We start from the raw sequence: 19,038 nt of genomic DNA on the forward strand, positions 1-19,038 counted from the left end.
ACTAGCCTGCATTGCCTGTGTCAAACTAGGAGTATAAATCAAGTTAAGGGTAAGGATGGACGACATGTCAGAACCTGGGAAATCAGCAACCATTCAGCGTTACGACAGACTGGCACCGGGGCAAAAGCTCCTGGTGGATGCCATTTCGGATTGGTGGAAGGATGCACAGTTTCTGACCACCGGAGACCGAGGTGAGTGGAACGTTTTTGACAATGACCCCATGTTTATCAGGCAGATTGAAATCATCCGTAATCCTGAAAAAGCAGACTGGTATTGGCAGAATTATGGCGTCACCTTTGCCGAGATGGCAGCGGAAGTTGTGAAATGGTGGGACAATTTCGATGTCATCGATGGCGACAGAAATATATTCGATGAGGAGCCCGAGTTTGTTGGCAAAGCCCGGAATTTTTTGGAAAAAAAGGCCAGCCATGACGCTGAGCCAGGGCTGTAACAGCCTATTTAAAAAGCCTGTCGTTCTTGAGCGTAGAATGGCAGGCGCGTAAACTGGTTGAATAAGCCCTCAATATAAATACATAGGATTGACACCATGTCGTTCAGGTACGGTATCGCAAAGTTCAGGGATGGCACTGAAGCGTATCTGGTTTACGCTGACAGCCCTGGCTGGGCCCTGAAGCCACTCTTTCCATCGCTGGAAGAGGCGATGGATTGGCGCAACCGTGATTTTCCCGAGATGCCCAATACGGGAATTGCGCTTCAGATGCACGCCAAATCTGCCGAAGAGCCCGTGTTGATCTTGGCCGATATCTCCAGCCCTGAATGTGCAGGGTTGTGGTTCTATACGACTGCCTCGAAAAACGACATGGTCATTACCGGGCCGACCTCTCAGCTGGAAGTTGAAGAAGCAGTGCTGCTGGGTAACGAGATCTGCACCAAGGAATTCTACGAAGCCTGGGACACCGCCAAGAGCGTTCTCCCTCCCCTGATAAAGCCCAGGGAGACCAGCAATGCTGGCGTTCTCCGGACAAGATCAGATGGCTTGCCCACGACCTCCAATGCTGAAATCTGCGCGAAGTGGGTTGCCGACCAGGAATCTGGGCCTTTCGGCATACACCCACTGATCAAGGGCTTTCTACTCGGGCACCCTGAGTACTGCCGGCGCTTCCCCGCCCTGGGCATGCGCGGCTCGCCCTCTCAAGCCAAATGGGAGAATATCTCAAGGCTGATGGTGCTAGCGAATCAATCCCGGCGTGGCTCTGATCCCGTGCTGTACCCCAAGGGCGTATTTGACGCAGAGCTGTCCCCGAGGATTGGCGAGGAATTTGTTGCCTTTGCCAAAGAGCAAGGTATATCACTTAAAGCTATAGCGTCACGGGATTATTCTCAGAAAGATGATCTCACTCGCTAGACTGGTCTTCACCCTTGTCCGAAACTTCAGTGAGCCCCCAACCTTCCTCACGAGGAGGTTAATGCTCATCGGTAGAAAGGCACGGCTGTCGACCCGTCATCTGCGAATGTTATTGAACACTATCAAGCTTCGTAAATTCGTCCAGGGGGCTCGCCGAGGCCAGCGTTGACGACTACTGGTGGTATGAACACAATCTTGCGCATGGCGCGCTCTGGCCCATACGGTTGGTTGCGAAAGTGGCCACGTCGATAGTGTGTGACCATGGTACGCCCTGTCTCATGATGATCACCGTAATCCACGCTTGCCGCAAATTTGTGCCCCACCAGACGAACTTTCAGATAGTCCCGGTTGGACAGCGTGCGTTCGGCGGTCTTCCGGGCACCTGGTTTGTCTGCATGCTCAGCCTGATGTACCAGGTCGCTCGGGGCACGGTCATCCCAGCGCTCGACAACGTCATGCTCAGCGATGGACAGAAAGAGCAAGCAGTTTACCGCCAGTGCGATTCCCTTGTTAAGTTGGGCGCTATCCATCATGAGAGTAGAGCCTAGATTTAGTGAAGTGGCCGGCAGACCAAAGCGCAAAGCAATGTCAGCTTCTTGTTGGCGAATCCGCTCCAGCATCACGGCGTTGGATGCGACGATCGCTTCTGATGAGGCTTGTATGGCTGCAGCAATGCCCTGGCTGGGATCGGACACATCAATGGGCACTCCCATCATAGGCTCACCCTTTTCGCTAGCCCAGAAGAAAAGATTTGAAAATTGACTATGAGTGGTAAAGCGCACGTTAAGCCTAGGCGTTTCACCAGGAAAAATCTTCCAGCTAACGAAAGCACCTTCAAAGCCAAGCGCTTCCACAACCTGATGCCCAAAATGCAGGTACAGCGACGAGCTGATTTTGGGGATAGCAGAAATCGGCAGAGAGTCCACATCCGTATGCATCAATGCGACTGTCAGCCCTTTATGGAAATCATAGATGATACGGCCTCCGTCCAGGAAGCCAGAAAAAACCTGGACGTTTGTGATCTCCGCCTCTGCTGGGCCAGGGCCTGGCTGAGGCCCCATCCGGTCAAGTGCCTTATGGATGGCTGGAGCTAGCTCTTCCGTTAGAAAATGCCGCCTCTGCTGACTCGTGCCTTTGGAGCGTGCGATATATTGCGTCCCCAGTCTAACGGCGAAGGGACGTGTCGCCTCATACCTGAGGGGGGCGTACATTGAGTGCTTGGTGGGAGAGACACGCTGGCTGGCCATGAATGCACCCTTGAGTCTTGGGGTAGTGGGATGTCTGCAGAAATCTGGTTTATGAGACTATCATCTTTGAGAGCCTAGTCAGTTCAACATCAGTAATTTTTTGGCCGCTGATGATCAGCGCAATGGGTATCTGGCTCAGGACGGCTTCCAGCCACAAATCCTGGTTCGAGCGATCCTCCGCCACGGCCTCTTCGTTGATGAGCTTGAGCAGCTCGGACACCTCTTTCCCCTGGTGCTTTTTCTCAAAGAGATTCAGGGCAGAAGTCACCACCTCCAATAACTCAGGCTCGTGAGCATAGGCCCAGCTGGCAAAGACTTTGCGGGTCGCCAGGCCTTCATCATTGCACGGCCATGGACTTGGCGCCCTGGCATACGATTCCCCGGTCAGATGATCGCGAACCGCATTCGAGAATGCCGCGCCATAGCCGTCACGGTCAGTGTTGGGAAAGCGAGCCCGTTCAGACATGAAGCTGTCGAAATAAGACCTGGTGCGCTCGACGTGCGCAGCCCCCTGATAGCCACACACAACCGTTTCGATGATGCGGTAGAAATGGTCAGGGTAAACGTAGGGAAGAATCTCCGGCCAGGCATAGAAATCTTTCGGTACCTGCAGCGCAAACAAGGTGTCGGCAATGACGCTGCGCACGGCGTGTGCACCACAGAGCAGTTCGCTAAAGATGTGCATGCCACCATCTGAATCTCCTTTGCCAGGCACGACATTTTCTGCAAGAAACGGCGCCAGGTTGTCCATGTTGTGCAGGACGATCTCGCGAACCTGCTCCCGAAAGGCTGCCGGGAAGAGTCGCATGTAGTAATTGGGTGCACAAAATGGCTTGAAGCTGTCCAACCAAAGCTTTGGGATCTGGAGATTTTCATAACCTACGGCACCGAACAGACTGGAAAAGTCATGGCCAGCTTCAAAACATTGGTGCGACGTCGAAATCCGGAATGCGAAGTCACCATAGTCTGGGTGGGGTACGGACGCAGCATGCACGAAGGCGCTTTTCAGCCCGCTGCGTGTTCCAAGCTTTCCATGTAACAGTAGGCACTGTCGATATCATCAAAGGCTCGCAGCACCTCGCCACAGATGGCAATCGCGCCCTCCACCAAGAGCCCGGTGTGACCCTTGGTTGACAGCCTCTGTAACTCGAAAGAGGCGCATTGTGCCTGAGCCGAATCTTTCATTCTCTGGGTTCTTCGTGCTCTCACATGGCCTCCTGGATTGGCAATACGCCCGGCAACATAGGGCATCTTGCCACATTAAGAAAAGCAGTGTGAGGGATTAATCGTCGCGAGCGCGATCCTTCATGCCAAAAGTCGGAGGAGCTCCACGGGTGTCATTTTCGTGACCATGGCCAGCGCGATCAAGAACATCCCTGCAAACCCCGCCACCCCTATCCACAACCACCAGCGATAAAGCTGCCTGTGATTCACGGGGAGTGGGGCACCTGTCGCGACTGAGCCCAGGGCCATGTCCCTGAGCTGTTTTTGGAGCCAAAGGACAGGAAGCCAGAGCAGGCCAACCAGGACAAACACGCAGGCCGAGTACAAGACCCAGGGGGCATGCAGGGTGAGGTCGGCAAGGCTGGCCAGTGCGTAGCCCGTGACTACCTGGACAACCCCGGCAGTGGTGGTGATCCAGGCATCAAACCACACCACCATCCTCCCCACGGCACTGATCACGACAGGGTTTCTTGTCCGGTTGGCTGCAACAAAATAGAGGTAGGAGCCCATGCCGAAACCAAACAGGAACACCGCAGCGACAATGTGCATGTACTTGAGCAGCAGATACGTCATGTCAGATTCCTGAGTGGTCTCGGGTAGTGATCAAGGGTTCTCCGATCGCCTCAAGATAAGTTTCCATTGGAATGACGCCCACACAGGCGCGGGCCCCTGCTTCGATCGCCACACCCGCCATCTGCATTGTGGTCAAGGCCACAGCTCCTGAGGCGGGTATGGTCGGGCCCTTGTCATCCCAGGCCTCGATCTCCCAGCGATGGGAGTAGGGCAGGCCGTCGATGCCGATGCCGGCAATCGTGATGAACATGAGGCTTTTCTTGTCCCCCAGCCATTCAAACCGCTTGCCAATTTGATGAAGCCAATCGGCACACACACTGGCGCATCGGACAACACCCAGGCGTGCAAGAGAGGCGGCGCAGAAATTTGCGAGCGTGCCAAGCTTCAGACCCGCGCCTGCCTGGAACCGCACGGTAAGTGCCCCGTATCGAGCTGGGAAAATGTCCATGTCCGGGACGTCGACGTTGGCCAACAGGCGACCGCCAAGACCAGGAAAGCGATGCAGGGTCAGGTTTTGCCAACCAAACACGCGCTTGACCATTCCATTTTCAAATTGCTCAATGTGTTTGCCAGCATACTCAAGCACACCCCGCACCGTCGAGACGCCGGGCATTTTGGAAGACGAGGTGATACCGAAGTCGATCGTGTGGATCTTCCTGAACAGCGGTTCGAAGTAGTCGATCACTCCAGATGAGAGGGTCGGTACCGAACTACAGCCACTCAGGACGAAAACGCCCGCTTGTTGTGCCAGGTCGTCCAGAATCGAGATGCCACGAACGAAATGTCGGCAGTCGGACAGGTCGCAATAGTTGGCACCTGCGGTGATTGCTGATCGGGCGACCGCATAGTCCTGGCCTTGGAACGGGCCCGCCGTGTGGATCACCAGGTTGATCTGATGCTTGCGCAGCACCTCTACGAACGCCGCAGAATGTGCATCTCCCGCCCAATAGGAACCCTTGTCGCCCTGGCAGAGAGCACTGAGCTTCTGCTCATCACGTCCAACTGCGAGGATGAAGGGGGCATTGGCCTCACCCTTGAGCTTGCTGTAGATGATGCTTCCGAAATTCCCATATGCCCCAACGATTGCGACTCTGTACATAATGACTCACCGTTAATTTTCAACGATTTAATCATATATTGCCAGCAGTTTGCCACTGTGAATGGAAAGAGTGTTGGTCGGTTATGACCACGGGGCAGTAGCCGCAGTGAAACGATTTGAAGCACCTGCAAAGCTTCTTGAGCATAGAGGTTTTCTTTTTTCATCAAGTTGGGTGGGCCATATGGGATCAGCACCACCCTGATCCCTGCCGGTATCAACGCGCCTTCAAAAACAGTCTTTTCTCGTTTGTCGAATCTGCATGCTGAGCGTAGGTAGTCCCCAACACGGGGCACATGCGATTGGCGCCTGGAGTGTTGGCGCCACCACACGCACCACTGCGATTCGGTGTCGTCCAAAGCCCAAACGGTGCAGTCATGGTCTGTGCAGAGGCCCATCCTGCTCCAGGGTGATAGAAAAGATAGCTACCCGAGGGGCTAACAGCAGGAATGCCACTATAGTTCAGGTTTGTGTCTGCGGGAAGGGTTTCAAAGCGTTGCCAAGCACCGTAAGCCTGAATCCAGCTTGGGTTCCCATTTGCAATAAGAACTTTATCTGAACTGTTGATGATGCCGGCTGGAATGATCGGATAGTTGGCGCTGTCATTCGTCACGCCCTTGATTGGCTGCCCCTTGACCACCACGTTGTTGAAGGTTGCGTTAGCCAGACTCGTCCAGCGCGCCACCAGTACCCACTTGCCACCATCGGTGGTCATGTCTACGTAGGCGCTAAAAGTGGTTGAGCCATTTGTCACCTGGTAGATACCATTGCGTCCTGCGACCGCATTGAGTACGGTAAAGCCTGAGGTGGAGGTTTGCGTACCGATGGCTTGCTGAGTTTTGTGCTCTTCCCTGGAGGAGGTTTTTACAGTCGTAGGGCCCACGTTGCGGTACACACCTGTGGTGGAATACAGCTCGCGTTGTTGAACACTCTGACTGCTGGTGGTCGTGCAGGTTGTGGACTGTTCGAACTTCAAGCCCTCCATCATGCTGTCGGTACTAGGGGCCCATTCGTCACAGGTCTCATTGACGTCGTAGGGCTCTCCTAGCAAAGGATCGGCGGGCAGCCACTCTCCTGCTGTCACATAGCGGACAGGGGCCTCCATACGAATTTCATTGCCGGCTATGGCTGAATGACAGAGCGGCAAGCAGAGCAGGGCACCCCAGAGCAGTCGTTTTATCATTTTCATGACGCACCTCAATTCAAGATGCTCATATTCTAAGGAATATCCGCTGTAGCGTGCAAAATACTTCGCTTATTTCGTAAATTGTGCTTATCTATCAATGCTATCAAGCATTTTCTCAGATGAGCGCACCAGCACCTGCCTTGAGCAACATCCCAAGGCAGGTACATCTGTTAGCTCAAGACTGAGTATTTGGGGCCGCGTCTACACCCACCAAAGCGCTTTCTACAAAGATGTACCGGGTGCCTGGTGCGTGATGGGCGTATTCGCCTCGGTAATAGCGCTCATCCCGAAGCTGCCTGAAATGCCAGGCGCGGTAGTGTGCTGTGCGGCCTGCATCATGCCGGACTGACTCACTGTTTGCCAGTGGCGGTGTGCTGTTGACCAGCGTCACTGGGGCAACCTTCTGTTCGGCGCGGCGACCTTCCATGCGCGGAGCTTGAGGCGTCGGGAAGCCTTGCTTGAGCTTATTGCCCTGGGTGGCCACGTGATAAACACCAAGGGCGGCAATCAACTTCAAGCTGTAGAACTGTATGTCGCTGTCTGATTCTGACAGATCCTCTTGCGCGAGGATGAGGCCTTGGCTGACCATGGCCTCGCGGTATGCCTGTGGGTTTTTTGCACCCAAAAGCACAGGAATGTTTTGGCCATAGATAACGGTTCTTGAGCATTCACCCGTTTTATCTCGATAGATCAAACTCAATATGCCGTCCTGGGGAAGCTCTGAGAATGACACTCGGTCACCAGGAACCTTGATGTAGTCGAGGAAAGGGCGGAGCACCTCGTCCTTGAAGCCATCCCCAATGACCCAGCTGACCAAGAGGCTTGGAATCTCAATGCCCTTAAAAGCGTAACCACGGGGTGGAGCAAGAATGAAGGATGGGAACGGCATGTCCAGGCCTTCGCTTGAGGACAGCGAGTATCGCGCTTTGAGCAGGTTGTCCAGGACGAGGGATGATTCGGGAAAGATGACTTGGCTGTTATGCGATTGCAGAAAGAGCTCTTCGGCCATAATGTAGAACGCATGATCGTTTTGAATGTCAGGCTGGCGCCGAATGAAGTCGCTTAGCACCGTAGCATCTGAAGAGGATCTGCGCTCCTTTCCAGGTAGGTGCTGTCGAAGGCCGCTGACGATCTTATTGGTCAGGAGGGGGTACAAGGTATACGATAACTTTTTAGTCTGAGTCACAGCACTGGATCTCTCGTCGACGTTGAGTGGAAACTACTAGCATTTAGGCGTGTAGTGCAATAAGCATGAGCGTCAATATTCTGACCCCGCCCGAAAGCCAATGATGAAAACGTCAGTCTTTGGTTGTTGAATTTGACGACGATCACGCGTCGTGAGGTGCAGGTTGCCTGAAGCCTCGTTTGGGCTGTGCAGCGCCGGACTTGCTGGAATTCGTTTGACCTGGCGACCACCTGAGTCTTTAGTTGTGGCAGGATTGATCAACGGCCTCGATTTAGCGTAGTATTGACATATGAGCACCAGTGTCTCTGTCGTCCAAAACGACCTTAGGATACGGAGATGTTCATGCGCACATCAATGCCAAGGCCTTTCACGCGCCTTTGCAACCCAGGCTTTGAAAATGACAGATGCGTGAATTTTAGAGCCCTTTAGCTTAGTGCTGATTTTAGGCTTGAAAAGCCCGTAAACAACAAATACGTGTAGCATAATGGAGAAACAAATGAGTCGAGCGGTGATTGCAAAAATGGCGTTGTGCGCCCTAATGATGAGTTCTCCACTCACCTATGCTGAGAATATAATCAGAGTGAGTGCTCCAATTACCATGAAAAACACCCCGGAGCCAGAGTTTGACCTTGTGGATGTTGTAGGTTTTTTTGACAAACACTCCATTACCAGTAGTCGCGGACTTGTACCTGCGAGCTATAAATATAGCGAGACTGGGAATGTGGTCACAGCAACATTTACTTCAGTTTTGCCGATTGACTTCAATTCTGTCGATGCGTTCGACGAAAGTGGATCGAGGGCAATATTATTGACAGAGATAAAAGGTCAATCTTGCACTGGAGCCTTGAAGTCTTATGATTGCTCAATCACGATTGAGGTAGACGCGTCGCAATCAGGTGCAGGATGCAGCACTTTGGCTCAATGCAGTGCAGCTGGCATGTATATTGTTTACTCGTTCAGAGGCAAAGGCAAAATTTTTTACTAAGGGTTACTTGAAAGGGCAATGGCATTGGCCACCAGGATGTTTGGACAGATGCTTCCATTCTCTCCCGCTTGCACAGCTGACTACGTCGATTGCAAGGCAGCCTGCACGAAATCATAAGGAATCTGTGCTGCATGGAGGGGTGGTCGGCTCTTTTTCTTTGGCGGCTATCCAAAGTGTTTTGCTCTTATTTATATGTCTGAAAGCTGGAGCAATGCCAGCTATGCAAATCCAATAAAACATTTAAGCACGAAACAAAAATCCAGGCACAGGGGCGGGATCACTCAGGGTAAGTTCAGTCTTAGCCTCACCGCTCACCAACAAGGCGCTTGTAGAAGGACTCTTCGCCCCTTCAGGGCGAGGAGCAAGTCACTGAGGTTTTAGCCCTTGATGTGTTACAAATGCTTACGCAGCCAAGCGGAAGAAATAGTGACCTCGCTTGAAGCCGTAGTGCCCGGATGCTCGAAGAGCTCGGTTATTGCCTCCTCCAGCAGCAATCGCAGTTTTCGGAGGTTTCCGCCCTGATTCAGGTGATCAAGGATCTGCCGGCAGCATAGGTCATCAAGCGGCTGTAGCATCCCTCCGGAAGCTCCAGATCAACAGTGATTTGTTGCACCAGGTCGTCGACGACGGTGCGATCCGCGTAGGCTCTGACGGGCTCGATGTTGAATATTGTCAGGCGGGTCAGCAGAAAATTGTCGAGGTTGTTCAGGTGATTGGTCGTGAAGAACCAGTTCAATTTCGAAAGGTCGATTTCTTCCTGGGTGTAGGCATCCCTGAATGTCTTGGATTCATTATGATCCAGCGCCTGCAGCAGCACTGCGATCGGATTGAGTCCGTTGGTGGAAGAGATCAGCTTGAGCTGCGATAGCTCATCGAAAAGCACCAGGCTGTTGGCGACCTGGGTGCTGGCCAGGTGCTTGCTCAACGCACCTGCTTGCCCGGTCGACCATGTAGACTGCAACCCCGCCAAGGCGGATCCACAGGTAATCTGTGCCGCGTGGAGGGTGAGGGCGGGCAGGGCAAGCACCTCCTTGAGGTGCTGCAGGTAGAAGGTCTTGCCCACCCCAGACGGGCCTTTCAGAACGATCGGCGGCGTGTGAAAGGGTTTGTTCAGTTTGGTGGCAAACAGCAGTTTCTTGCGGACATGGGCGGTGACCTCATGGAAATTGGGGAAGCGACGGTCAAGCGCTTCGAGGTCTGACAGGATCGAGGGTGAGCACAGCTTGACGTAGGTCTGGATGGCTTTCGAATGCGCGTCGCTGTAACGCTCCTTTTTGATGGGGAGGTTCATGACCTTGTAAGGCACTCGCCTTGCCGTCTCTCCCTGCTGCCAACCCGAATCTCGACCCTTTTCAAGGTAGTCCAGGAGACCTGGGATTTCCCATTCCTTGTACTGCAGGGCAGCTTCCACAATAAGTCGAGGAGGAGCCATCTCCAGCATGTGCCGCATCCAGATCGATTGACTCAGTGCCAACACCCCGTCAGACCTGTCTTTCTCAATAATGGCAGAGAGAAAAACATCCTTGGCCAGGAAGGAGGCGACTGGCGACTTCAGGAGGGGGATCAGATAAAAGCAGAAAGGGCTTTCCAGGGCGCTTGAATCGTATTGCTTTGCCAGCAATTCCGTGATTTCACCAGGGCAGAGGTTGGCGTTCGGGGCTTCTGATGTGATGGCATTGGACAACGCGGTAAAGAAACCTAGATTTTCGTCCTGCTGCAAAGGCCCATACTGCTCCTGGCATAAGCGCAAAATCCAGGCCCTGATGAAAATGACCAGGCTCTGGGATTTTGCCCCGGTTTTCTTGACCTCTTCACTAAATGCCTTGATGTCAAAAAAATGCTGCGTGTGCTCCTCGAACTGGCTGATCCAGTAATCCGAAACGTCCAGAGGTTTCTCGAATAGCACCTTGTTCAGCGCCTGGTAATGGCCATCTTCGTAGCTCCAATCCTTCTCGACCCCAAACGGTGCAGCCTCCCAGCAGCGAGCCACAGGAATCATGTCGAGAAAGAAGCCACCGACAGAGCACTTGGTGCCCGAGAGCTTTGTAGCCAGCAGCAGTGTCTCGCTTGTGGCTGGCGAAAGCCCAAAAATCTTGACTGCACTCGCGAGGATTTCTGGATTGAAATCATGCACTGGATCTCGAATGTGCTCTGCGGTGATTTCAGACCCGCAAGGCACCTCAAGGGCCTGACAAACGCCACTCCAGGTCTCCTGCTTGGCATTCATCAGGTTGAGTAGCCAGTCGGCGTCGGAAGCAGCGCTAAGGCTGCCTGTCGGGGGATACTCAGCAAGTCCAGCATAATTTTTTGAATGGTCGAGGCTGCCCAAGGTGTTTGCATGGCTGGTCATTGTGAAGGTCTCCTTTCGAGAATCCTATCAGCCAGCCGGTGATTGTCAATATATGAATATCTCGTTCCGGTTGCGCCGGGGGCACGGAATGTAGCCGCATGGGGAAATGAAGGCCATCCATGGGCCCTCAAGAAAGGGGCGTCTGAAGCAAGAAGGGGTTTGAGAAAACATACTTTTACTGTGGGGAATACTCAGCTTTTCTGGAACAGTGCCAACAAGTAGCCTCAATGGGAAACACACAGCTGTTAGCCGCGTTGAATGGTAAGTGCGAGCAGGCACCTCTAGGTCGACTTCGTTAAAAATGGCTAGAATAGACAACCAGTACATTACATTTCAATAGATGATAGCCGCTTGCTAATCAATGATCATATTTGGTGGATATTATACCCACCACCTGTACTCGAATTTTCAATTTTTCAGACGACATGCTTGTAATGGTTGTTTCAGAGCCCTACCATTTGCACAGCAATCGAAAATAATAAGAAACGAGGTTGTCAATGCGACGCACCCTATATCGTGGATTCACGCTTCTGGAAATGCTATTGGTGATCGGCTTGGCCGCTGTCGCCACCATTGTCGCGCTACAGTCGAAAGAAGCCGATCTGGAGCAATCCCAAGCACGTGCGCTTGGATCCTATCTCTTTCAGTACAACAATGCTGTGCGCAATTACATTGCAAAGAATAATCAGATCACTCCGGCAAGTTACTCAGGTTCTAGTTGGTTGAAAAATCAAAGCTGCGGCGGCCCCCTAACTGTGGGGAACGAATATTTGCCATGCTCCTTCCCTGCCGCTACCGCTATCAGCCCCATCCCATTTGGAGCTATCAGCATTACAACAAATATTCAAGTTTCTGGAAGTGCTCCGGATCGCAAGCTGACAGCCACCTCGGTGAGCAGTCCGTTCAAAATGACGCATACAGGCACCCGGCAGACTCGTTCGGATTTAGCTGGCCTGGCGGCAATCACTGCAGCGGCAGGGTATCTGCCTGGATCCTCGGGAAATGGTTTCAGTGTAACTTCAGATTCCAGTTTTTCAGCGGATCCGTTTGATGGCACGATTTCGATGATAGCCTCAAACAACGCTCAGCAGGACATCTGGCTGCGCACGGACGGGGGGAACAGCATGCACGCCAGCCTGACCTTCGACAGCTCAAACCCGTTGAATAGGCAGATCGTTGGAGCTTCCCGCATCCAGAATTTGGCTGCAGAAGCATTATACCTGGGACGAAACTCAGGAGTGGCTCCTGCCTCTGGAGCTGGTCTGGTTGTGGATGCCAATACTGAAATTATTGGCGCACTACGTATTCGAAATGCTTTAGCGGTTGATGGCGGTGCCAAGGTGACAGGGGACGTATCTGCGACTGGAAATATCACAGTAGGTGGTGTTGCAATGGCCCAAGTCTACTACGATTCGAATAATACAGCGTATTTTGTTGATCCGTCTGCTACATCCAATCTCAACGCGCTGGAAACGAAATCGATCCACTCTGCGGGCAGGATCAGCACAGATGAGTATCTGTCGATTGGCGGATTTGCTGCTCAAGGTCAGAACTGCTCACCCAATGGTTTGTTAGGTGCTGACAACACGGGAAAAATTTTATCGTGTCAGTCTGGAAAGTGGGGCAGCAACGCTGGCAATATGTCAGGCCCAGTGCAGCTATTTTATTATGGTGGGTTTGGCATTAGCCGATGCTTAGATATTGCGCGAAATGCCCTGATCACCATTTCAGCGCCGGGCGCCACCACCATGACCATCAACGGGATTAGGGTAGGGCGCACGTACTCCTTTGGCGGTAAATATTCTGACGTGGCCAGTGATGCTAGCATCACGCATGCTGCCAGTGCGGGTTCGCAGATGTGCTTCACCAATGCCGTAGTCGATTCATCAATGGTGACAACCGCTGGCATCAACGTCATGGCGACCTACCTGGACTGACGTTGGGGTCAGGGTGTGTAATCCCAGGTACTTGGCCAACCCGAGAACCTCGGGGGCTTTGAGATCAATCGGCACAAAGTCATTGTTCACAAGGATACCCAGCGGATTGCCCGCAGAACACCAAAATGGGGTTGCAGGCTCCCCATGCCACGCATCAGAAACCTGGCCAGTTCAAGCGCCTGGTGCCTGGCCGTTAACGCAATCATCATTTGCCTGCAAAAGCGTTTGTGTGAGCAGGTTCTATGGGTGGCAAGCGCATCTGGGTATAAAGGTCATCCATTTGGAGTAACCTCTCAGCCATTCAGGTAATACCTGCAGATTCGAGGTCGCTTAAAGCCATTGGCAGCGTCGCCTGCAGGTATCGTGCTTAGGGGGTCGGGGTATTGTCAGCTACCTTGAGTTGATGCCTTGCCCACCTGTCAGCCACATCCTGCATGCTTTGGGCGATATCAGGCACCAGCATCAATTTGCTGGGGTCAGTGATAAATGTGGTCATTACCACTTCCGCCCCAAAAGCCTTCGGGTCGTGCTTCAGCACCATTGAGAGACACTCAAAGTCCATACCATGCTTGGTGTTGAGCAGCGCCAGATCCTTGCCCTCGGGTTTTACATGGGCTTCGAGGGCAACCATGATGGCATATCCACCCTGAAGGCTCGCCTTGTCAACGCTGAGCCCACCATGGTCGTACAGGACACCTTCTTGCCAGAGCTGTTCGCAAGCCTCTACGAACGCTCTGGAGATATGCTCCGAGTGAATGAGGTGATGACCGTAGGTGTCACTGAAGTTGTCATAGCGATTCGCCCATAAATCCAGGCCATGAACACCCTTTTCACTTGGCTGGATAGGGTAGGTGAACACCAGGCGACCTGGATCAACAACGGGCAGCATGCCCCGGATTTCATCCGGCCCATGGCCGTCAACGACCAGCTCAAGGAGCTTGTCCTGCACTTCCTCGGGAGTGAGGTTGTATAGCTTGGCTTGCTCGAAAAGCAGCACCATCTTGGCTTTCAGAGTATCCCCTGACTTTGCCGGGAATCCGAAAATTTCACCAGAAGCGTCGACGGTGCTCATGGCAACCTGAGCAGCCACCTTGCCATGCTCTTGCTGCCAAGAAGTCACGGCGGCCTGAATATCACCCCTGGAAAGGTTGTAGAACATGGCTCTTTCGTGAAAATTTTTGACATCTTGCAATAGGGTGGACATTACGGGATTCCCAATTGGTAGGCTTCAATCAGTATGGCCACTACCGATGCCTCCGATCAATTGGTAAAAGCCAGATCTTGACGGGAATTATGACAAGGCTTTGCTTGCCTTCCCTATGCTTAAGGATTTATTCCGGCGCTTTGTAAACGGTAGCCTGAGCGTTGTCCGTAGGTGCTGGCATCTTTCAAATAAAATCCCAGGTGCGCAGCTCTGGGCCAGGTGATTGAGGATGACTTCCAGCAGTTGCTATGCCTACAATACCTGAAATGAGCTCAGCTTCGGAGTTACCATGAACCAAAAAATCGATCTGAAATCCCTGGATTTGCTTCTGACAGATAGCACCTGGCTAGACCAGGCCCGTCCGGAACCAATCTTCATGATCGACAAGTTTCATGAATTTATGACCGACATGATGAGCACCAACCTGGACGGATACTATCGATTGTCCCGCAACCATGTGGATGCCTACAAAAAACTGTGGGGCGAGCCGGCTTTCCTGTTTAACGGCAAGAAGACCTATCAAACGTGGATCTTCAATCTGGCTGAAGGTGAGTACCTGGTGCTTTACAGCGCCAATGAGGGCGGTACGTCGTTCGAGTACGCGGGGTTGCCAGTACCTTCGGACGAAGCTTTCGAAAAGGCGGCCAGTATTTTGGTTGCCATCCGAGACACCGTGCACAAACCGAGAAAGCCTGAGGTTGGGCTTGGGTTGTAGCGTAATTGCTCAAAAGGCCTTTGCATGGTATTGACATTGAACGAACAGCGTGCCCATGATATAATAGCTGATACCTTAAAAAAGGGTGGTTCACGAACATGAAAACCTTCATAGACCGAAATCCAAAGGAAAAAGCAGTTGAAGAATCCTTTGCAGTTTTGGCGCGAAACAGCTACGTCCATCAGACCGAAGACCCAGCGGATAAAGCCTTTGTAATAGCTGACAGATTGAAGCGTCAAAGCAGAAGGAAAAAACTGCATGCAGAATCAACGCCCTCCATCTGAGGGGAGGCCCATCGCAGTCTTTTATGCGGGGACGAATGGCTCAGGAAAAAGTACGCTGCGTGGCCTCTACTCTGACCCTGGCATACACATGCATATCGATCCCGATAGCATTGCTAGGCATTTGAATCCAAATCACCCCAGATCTATGGATGTGGCTGCTGGGAAGAAGGCTGTGGAATTCTTCAATCTTTCCATTGAAAATTTAGAGCCTTTCACAATGGAAACAACGCTTACTGGAAAGAGCATTATTGGGAGAATGCAGAAAGCCAAGGGTGCGGGATTTACCATTGAACTCCGTATATTGGACTAGAGTCTGCCGATCTTAATGTAGAGCGAGTCGCGAATCGTGTTGCAAAAGGTGGCCACTACATTGATGAAAAAGTCATAAGGCGGAGATATGATGAGAGCAGGGATAACTTCACTGCGGCCAGCAAAATTGCAAATCGCGTAGCCATCTGGGACAACTCAAGCAAAGTTGCCAAGCTATGCGCTACGCTTGAAAAAGGCGTGCTGGAAATTGACGATTCACAACCTTTGCCAAACTGGGTCAAAGTCGTTGTGGAATCTCTTTGCGTTTATACTTTGAAAATTCAGATCAGAAACTTAAAAGGCCTTCCATTGGCACTTGGTAGTTTCACTGATAGTTTAGCTCGTGCTGAAATCAAAAGTGATAACAGCTACGAGCCTTGATTATTAGCTTTAAGATGAAGCGGGGCAGATGTAATCCACATGGAGCCTTCCAATGCGCTCCAGGCGCCTGGAGCGCGGCATGATCACGGGTACACAGCAGCACACTGTCTAGCGCCAGGTAGGCGATCTGAATGCCGCAGCCTTTGCAAAAATGGCCTGCAGTACGTCTACGGCGGGTTCGGAAACGAGCAGTTGGCGAACCGTAGGCCCGCCAGGCGCCAGCGTCTCAGCGACGAAGAAATGGGCCATTTCCAGCTCGCTGCAGGACGGCGCTAGAACATCCCAGAGGTCATGGAAATGCGGGATATGGTACTGGCCCTGGAATTGAAACAAGGGCACGTACAGATCGCGCAGGACGAAAATACCCATAATCGATCGGTCGATCATCCTCAGTGTCAGCTCGGCAGTGTCCATGCCGAGGAACTCAGTAGCCTTATCCAGCGTTAACACGCCGCCTGTAGGGCTCAACAAGTTGTGGAGCGTGATGACTTCACGCAGCTCGCGATCTTGCTCGCCAGCCCTGGTGATCATGTATCCCATCATTGCAGCCATGATGTTTTCCTCATACGGTTCTGAGGGCACGTAACCAATATACAGTAATCTCGGCTGCCTACAAAAAATCAGGATCGTCCTGAGGAGGAAGCGGGTGCACCACGAGGGGGAATGACATCGGAACGAAGCGGGGCTGGCATATGATCAAACAGGTCTTTGCCTGTACATACATGTGCATACAACCAATTTAACATAAGATAGATTATGAGAACTAAGTCATTGATCCATAAGGGATTATCGGCTGCGCTTTTTACGCAGGTTCGCGCAGTGAGAATCACCAATCTGGCAAAAATTGCCTTTTGAGCCATGGCCAGGAATGCCAGCAGTGGTCGTTTTAAAATGCTGCCGAAATCACTTTACAGGAGCGTCGAATCTAGCGAAGCTTCGCCCGAAGCTTCGGTTTTCACCCCTGGGTGAACCGGATCTCGACGGTAACTTGCCCTGCGAGTACGGCACGTGTGACGCTGAGGTAATAGCCCCAGAAAAATGAGCCACGGGTCGAAAATGAGCAATAATCGTCTAACCCTAGAGGAAGACGCGCAGAACAAGGTTTGGCCAGAATACATGGTCAATGCTGAAGCGATCGCCGCATACGTTTCCGAGCTGTCGCCGTACGAGGTTTGCCTTGAGCAGATCGAGGAATAATACTTTGGCTGCCGGGCCAGGCTGACCTGGATTGAGCTCGACACGCTGGTAGTTTATGACCAAGACCATCATGAGCCCAGCCTGCGCCGGCAGAAAGCCGTCGACAGCCTCCCCGTTGCGACGATGCCGCCCTTGCTTGTAGAAGAATTCCGCCTGGAGGATGGCTACCATCGTCTTCGCAAGCTCCGCCAGGACAACATGGCCTATCACTGGGCCTAGGTTATTGAAGAGGCACCTGAGCCTTCCGCAGCGCCTGTACCACGCAAGCTATTCCGATGGGATGAGATCTACGACCCCTTTTCACAATGACCTGTCGGACAGTTTGTGACTTAACTAGACTAAATAGTCATTTAGTAGAGTTAATTTTTGATTGCATTTCATTCCAGTTTCTTTGGGAAATGCGCCCGAACCTGTTGACCATGCTCAATCATGTCTGGCTTGACGAAGTGTTGGGCATTGCAAACTGAGTCGACCATGTGATGCTCGCGGCCCCCTCACCCAATTCACCACTGATTTGTGAAACCCCGTGTTTCGCAAAGGGGGAAATTATACGGGCAAGCACGCTGTCGAGATGCAGCCAGCGCTGCTGAAACAGATCGACTCCCCCTTTATGGCTCAAATGCAAGCCGCATGCTGGCGCTAAGGAAGTCGAGCCTGCCAGCAAGTATTGCCAGGCTTTTGAGCATTCTGATGCAAAGCTCGCGATTGTTCATCTGGTCTACATCTTCCAGTGACGCCATCACCCCATGCTTCCTTGACTCTCTCATTTCGGAAACAATCTGATTTTTCAATTCTGTGGATTTCATTGAATTAATCACTGGTCTCCTGATGGTTAATCATAGAAAACAGGGCTTTTGAATCAAATCATGCTTGACCGCATAGCAAATCAAAAAGATTGCTTTAGTATTAAATTGTCATGCATGGATAGCAATTTAGTCAAAATCGACACATCATTTCACGAATGCATACGCACAAAAAATATGGTATACACGAATCAACCATCGAGATGGAGTTTCTGAATGCTAGTCTATGCCAACAGTTTTGAGCTGGAGCCGGAACATGACCACACCCCGAACCAAATGCCACGACATTGGCTAATGACCTATGGCCTACCAGGCTTCTGAATTTTGTGAGCAAAACGGCCCTCCTGGCCTTGATTGCACGCGGTAATCCGGCAGAGGTAAGATGGAAAAAACAGGAGGTTTTGTCATGAATTTTCTCGTTAGAAAAGACCGTATGTGCGGCCCCCACCACGGCGTGCTCTTCAAAGCGCTGGATGAGGTTTACTATGACTCCAATGGCGCAGGTCGTGCAGCGGCAGGTGAGAAGAGCTATCCACACTTCAATATCTTGGAAGACAGCGGCGCCATTGGGGCAGTCCACGAAAATCTGCATCAGTTCTTCAGCGAGCCGGCCAGGCCTGGATCGCCCCGCGCCCTGATGCTTTCAATCGACTGGTCTCAACACGGCTCGCGCAACAGTCAAGCCAGAGCTGAATGGGCCAATTTCATCGATATGGCGCTTTCGAAGCGGCTGATCAATGACTTTCCGCTCGCGGGGGATGTCGATCTTTTCCTGCTCGTGGATGACACCCTCTATCCAGAGCCCTTCCAGCACATCGATCCCGCAACAACCAGGCTGCTGGACTACTCCGGCATGGATTTGAACACGGCGATCGACTATGCCGTCTCTTTCATCAAGGAGACACGCCACCAGGATAAGCCCTATGTGCCATCCTGGAAGCGTGATCAGGAGCCAGATGCTGGGCCAACAGTTCCTTGAGGGGTCTGACAATGGG

At 52.2% G+C, this 19,038-nt stretch carries 20 protein-coding genes; 10 read left to right on the forward strand and 10 right to left on the reverse strand.

What is annotated here, in order from left to right; translation table 11 throughout:
- Positions 1 to 64: 64 nt before the first annotated feature.
- Together DV532_RS28395 and DV532_RS28400 are read left to right on the forward strand one after the other, a co-directional pair.
- On the forward strand, positions 65 to 451 hold the full coding sequence (locus tag DV532_RS28395) for a hypothetical protein (protein ID WP_056798462.1): 387 nt from the start codon (positions 65 to 67) through the stop codon (positions 449 to 451).
- Between the two features lie 96 nt (positions 452 to 547).
- A complete protein-coding gene (locus tag DV532_RS28400) occupies positions 548 to 1,366 on the forward strand; it encodes a hypothetical protein (protein WP_056798459.1) in 819 nt (272 codons plus the stop codon).
- Between the two features lie 122 nt (positions 1,367 to 1,488).
- On the opposite strand, the gene DV532_RS28405 is transcribed toward DV532_RS28400, so the two are convergent.
- The 6 genes from DV532_RS28405 to DV532_RS28435 form a co-directional block, all read right to left on the reverse strand.
- Positions 1,489 to 2,613 carry a hypothetical protein gene (locus DV532_RS28405; RefSeq protein WP_056798455.1) on the reverse strand — a complete coding sequence of 375 codons (1,125 nt, stop codon included), beginning with the start codon at positions 2,611 to 2,613 and terminating at the stop codon, positions 1,489 to 1,491.
- A gap of 49 nt (positions 2,614 to 2,662) precedes the next feature.
- The gene (locus tag DV532_RS28410) at positions 2,663 to 3,607 is read right to left on the reverse strand and encodes a hypothetical protein (protein ID WP_056798452.1); all 945 of its coding nucleotides are present in this window, start codon (positions 3,605 to 3,607) and stop codon (positions 2,663 to 2,665) included.
- A gap of 311 nt (positions 3,608 to 3,918) precedes the next feature.
- Positions 3,919 to 4,410, reverse strand: coding sequence for a DUF2269 domain-containing protein (locus tag DV532_RS28420; RefSeq protein ID WP_056798446.1), 492 nt, complete (start codon positions 4,408 to 4,410; stop codon positions 3,919 to 3,921).
- A gap of 1 nt (position 4,411) precedes the next feature.
- Positions 4,412 to 5,512 (reverse strand): saccharopine dehydrogenase NADP-binding domain-containing protein, encoded by a 1,101-nt coding sequence (locus DV532_RS28425; RefSeq protein WP_056798442.1) that lies wholly within the window; start codon positions 5,510 to 5,512, stop codon positions 4,412 to 4,414.
- Positions 5,513 to 5,723: 211 nt separating this feature from the next.
- Positions 5,724 to 6,695 carry a hypothetical protein gene (locus DV532_RS28430; protein ID WP_056798439.1) on the reverse strand — a complete coding sequence of 324 codons (972 nt, stop codon included), beginning with the start codon at positions 6,693 to 6,695 and terminating at the stop codon, positions 5,724 to 5,726.
- 172 nt (positions 6,696 to 6,867) lie between these two features.
- Positions 6,868 to 7,761: a hypothetical protein gene (locus tag DV532_RS28435; RefSeq protein WP_056798436.1), complete on the reverse strand. Its 894-nt coding sequence runs from the start codon at positions 7,759 to 7,761 to the stop codon at positions 6,868 to 6,870.
- 613 nt (positions 7,762 to 8,374) lie between these two features.
- On the opposite strand from DV532_RS28435, the gene DV532_RS30560 reads away from it, so the two are divergent.
- Positions 8,375 to 8,863, forward strand: coding sequence for a hypothetical protein (locus tag DV532_RS30560; protein WP_156675907.1), 489 nt, complete (start codon positions 8,375 to 8,377; stop codon positions 8,861 to 8,863).
- Positions 8,864 to 9,386: 523 nt separating this feature from the next.
- On the opposite strand, the gene DV532_RS28440 is transcribed toward DV532_RS30560, so the two are convergent.
- Positions 9,387 to 11,213 (reverse strand): AAA family ATPase, encoded by a 1,827-nt coding sequence (locus tag DV532_RS28440; protein WP_056798434.1) that lies wholly within the window; start codon positions 11,211 to 11,213, stop codon positions 9,387 to 9,389.
- 497 nt (positions 11,214 to 11,710) lie between these two features.
- Here DV532_RS28440 and pilV point away from each other — a divergent pair, with 497 nt between their 5' ends.
- A complete protein-coding gene (pilV, locus tag DV532_RS28445) occupies positions 11,711 to 13,150 on the forward strand; it encodes a shufflon system plasmid conjugative transfer pilus tip adhesin PilV (RefSeq protein WP_120715494.1) in 1,440 nt (479 codons plus the stop codon).
- Positions 13,151 to 13,517: 367 nt separating this feature from the next.
- Here the strand turns inward: pilV and DV532_RS28450 are convergent, their stop codons facing one another.
- Positions 13,518 to 14,354, reverse strand: a complete 837-nt coding sequence (locus DV532_RS28450) for a hypothetical protein (protein ID WP_056798429.1) — start codon at positions 14,352 to 14,354, stop codon at positions 13,518 to 13,520.
- A 289-nt stretch (positions 14,355 to 14,643) separates the two neighbouring features.
- On the opposite strand from DV532_RS28450, the gene DV532_RS28455 reads away from it, so the two are divergent.
- The 4 genes from DV532_RS28455 (at position 14,644) to DV532_RS30570 (ending at position 16,043) form a co-directional block, all read left to right on the forward strand.
- A complete protein-coding gene (locus tag DV532_RS28455) occupies positions 14,644 to 15,069 on the forward strand; it encodes a hypothetical protein (RefSeq protein ID WP_056798426.1) in 426 nt (141 codons plus the stop codon).
- 98 nt (positions 15,070 to 15,167) lie between these two features.
- Positions 15,168 to 15,353 (forward strand): hypothetical protein, encoded by a 186-nt coding sequence (locus tag DV532_RS30565; RefSeq protein WP_156675906.1) that lies wholly within the window; start codon positions 15,168 to 15,170, stop codon positions 15,351 to 15,353.
- Complete coding sequence (locus tag DV532_RS28460) at positions 15,328 to 15,663, forward strand: zeta toxin family protein (RefSeq protein WP_120715495.1); 336 nt, start codon at positions 15,328 to 15,330, stop codon at positions 15,661 to 15,663. Before DV532_RS30565 ends, DV532_RS28460 begins: the two co-directional genes overlap by 26 nt.
- A gap of 197 nt (positions 15,664 to 15,860) precedes the next feature.
- Positions 15,861 to 16,043: a hypothetical protein gene (locus DV532_RS30570; RefSeq protein WP_162949019.1), complete on the forward strand. Its 183-nt coding sequence runs from the start codon at positions 15,861 to 15,863 to the stop codon at positions 16,041 to 16,043.
- Between the two features lie 108 nt (positions 16,044 to 16,151).
- On the opposite strand, the gene DV532_RS28465 is transcribed toward DV532_RS30570, so the two are convergent.
- Positions 16,152 to 16,595: a hypothetical protein gene (locus DV532_RS28465; RefSeq protein WP_056798422.1), complete on the reverse strand. Its 444-nt coding sequence runs from the start codon at positions 16,593 to 16,595 to the stop codon at positions 16,152 to 16,154.
- A gap of 504 nt (positions 16,596 to 17,099) precedes the next feature.
- On the opposite strand from DV532_RS28465, the gene DV532_RS30575 reads away from it, so the two are divergent.
- Positions 17,100 to 17,240, forward strand: a complete 141-nt coding sequence (locus DV532_RS30575; RefSeq protein WP_156675905.1) for a hypothetical protein — start codon at positions 17,100 to 17,102, stop codon at positions 17,238 to 17,240.
- A gap of 608 nt (positions 17,241 to 17,848) precedes the next feature.
- Here the strand turns inward: DV532_RS30575 and DV532_RS28475 are convergent.
- Positions 17,849 to 18,046 (reverse strand): hypothetical protein, encoded by a 198-nt coding sequence (locus DV532_RS28475; protein ID WP_056798418.1) that lies wholly within the window; start codon positions 18,044 to 18,046, stop codon positions 17,849 to 17,851.
- Positions 18,047 to 18,449: 403 nt separating this feature from the next.
- Between DV532_RS28475 and DV532_RS28480 the strand changes: the two genes are divergently transcribed.
- The gene (locus DV532_RS28480; RefSeq protein ID WP_056798416.1) at positions 18,450 to 19,022 is read left to right on the forward strand and encodes a hypothetical protein; all 573 of its coding nucleotides are present in this window, start codon (positions 18,450 to 18,452) and stop codon (positions 19,020 to 19,022) included.
- Positions 19,023 to 19,038: the final 16 nt, after the last annotated feature.

It is taken from the genome of Pseudomonas sp. Leaf58, assembly GCF_003627215.1.
Taxonomy (GTDB): Bacteria; Pseudomonadota; Gammaproteobacteria; order Pseudomonadales; family Pseudomonadaceae; genus Aquipseudomonas.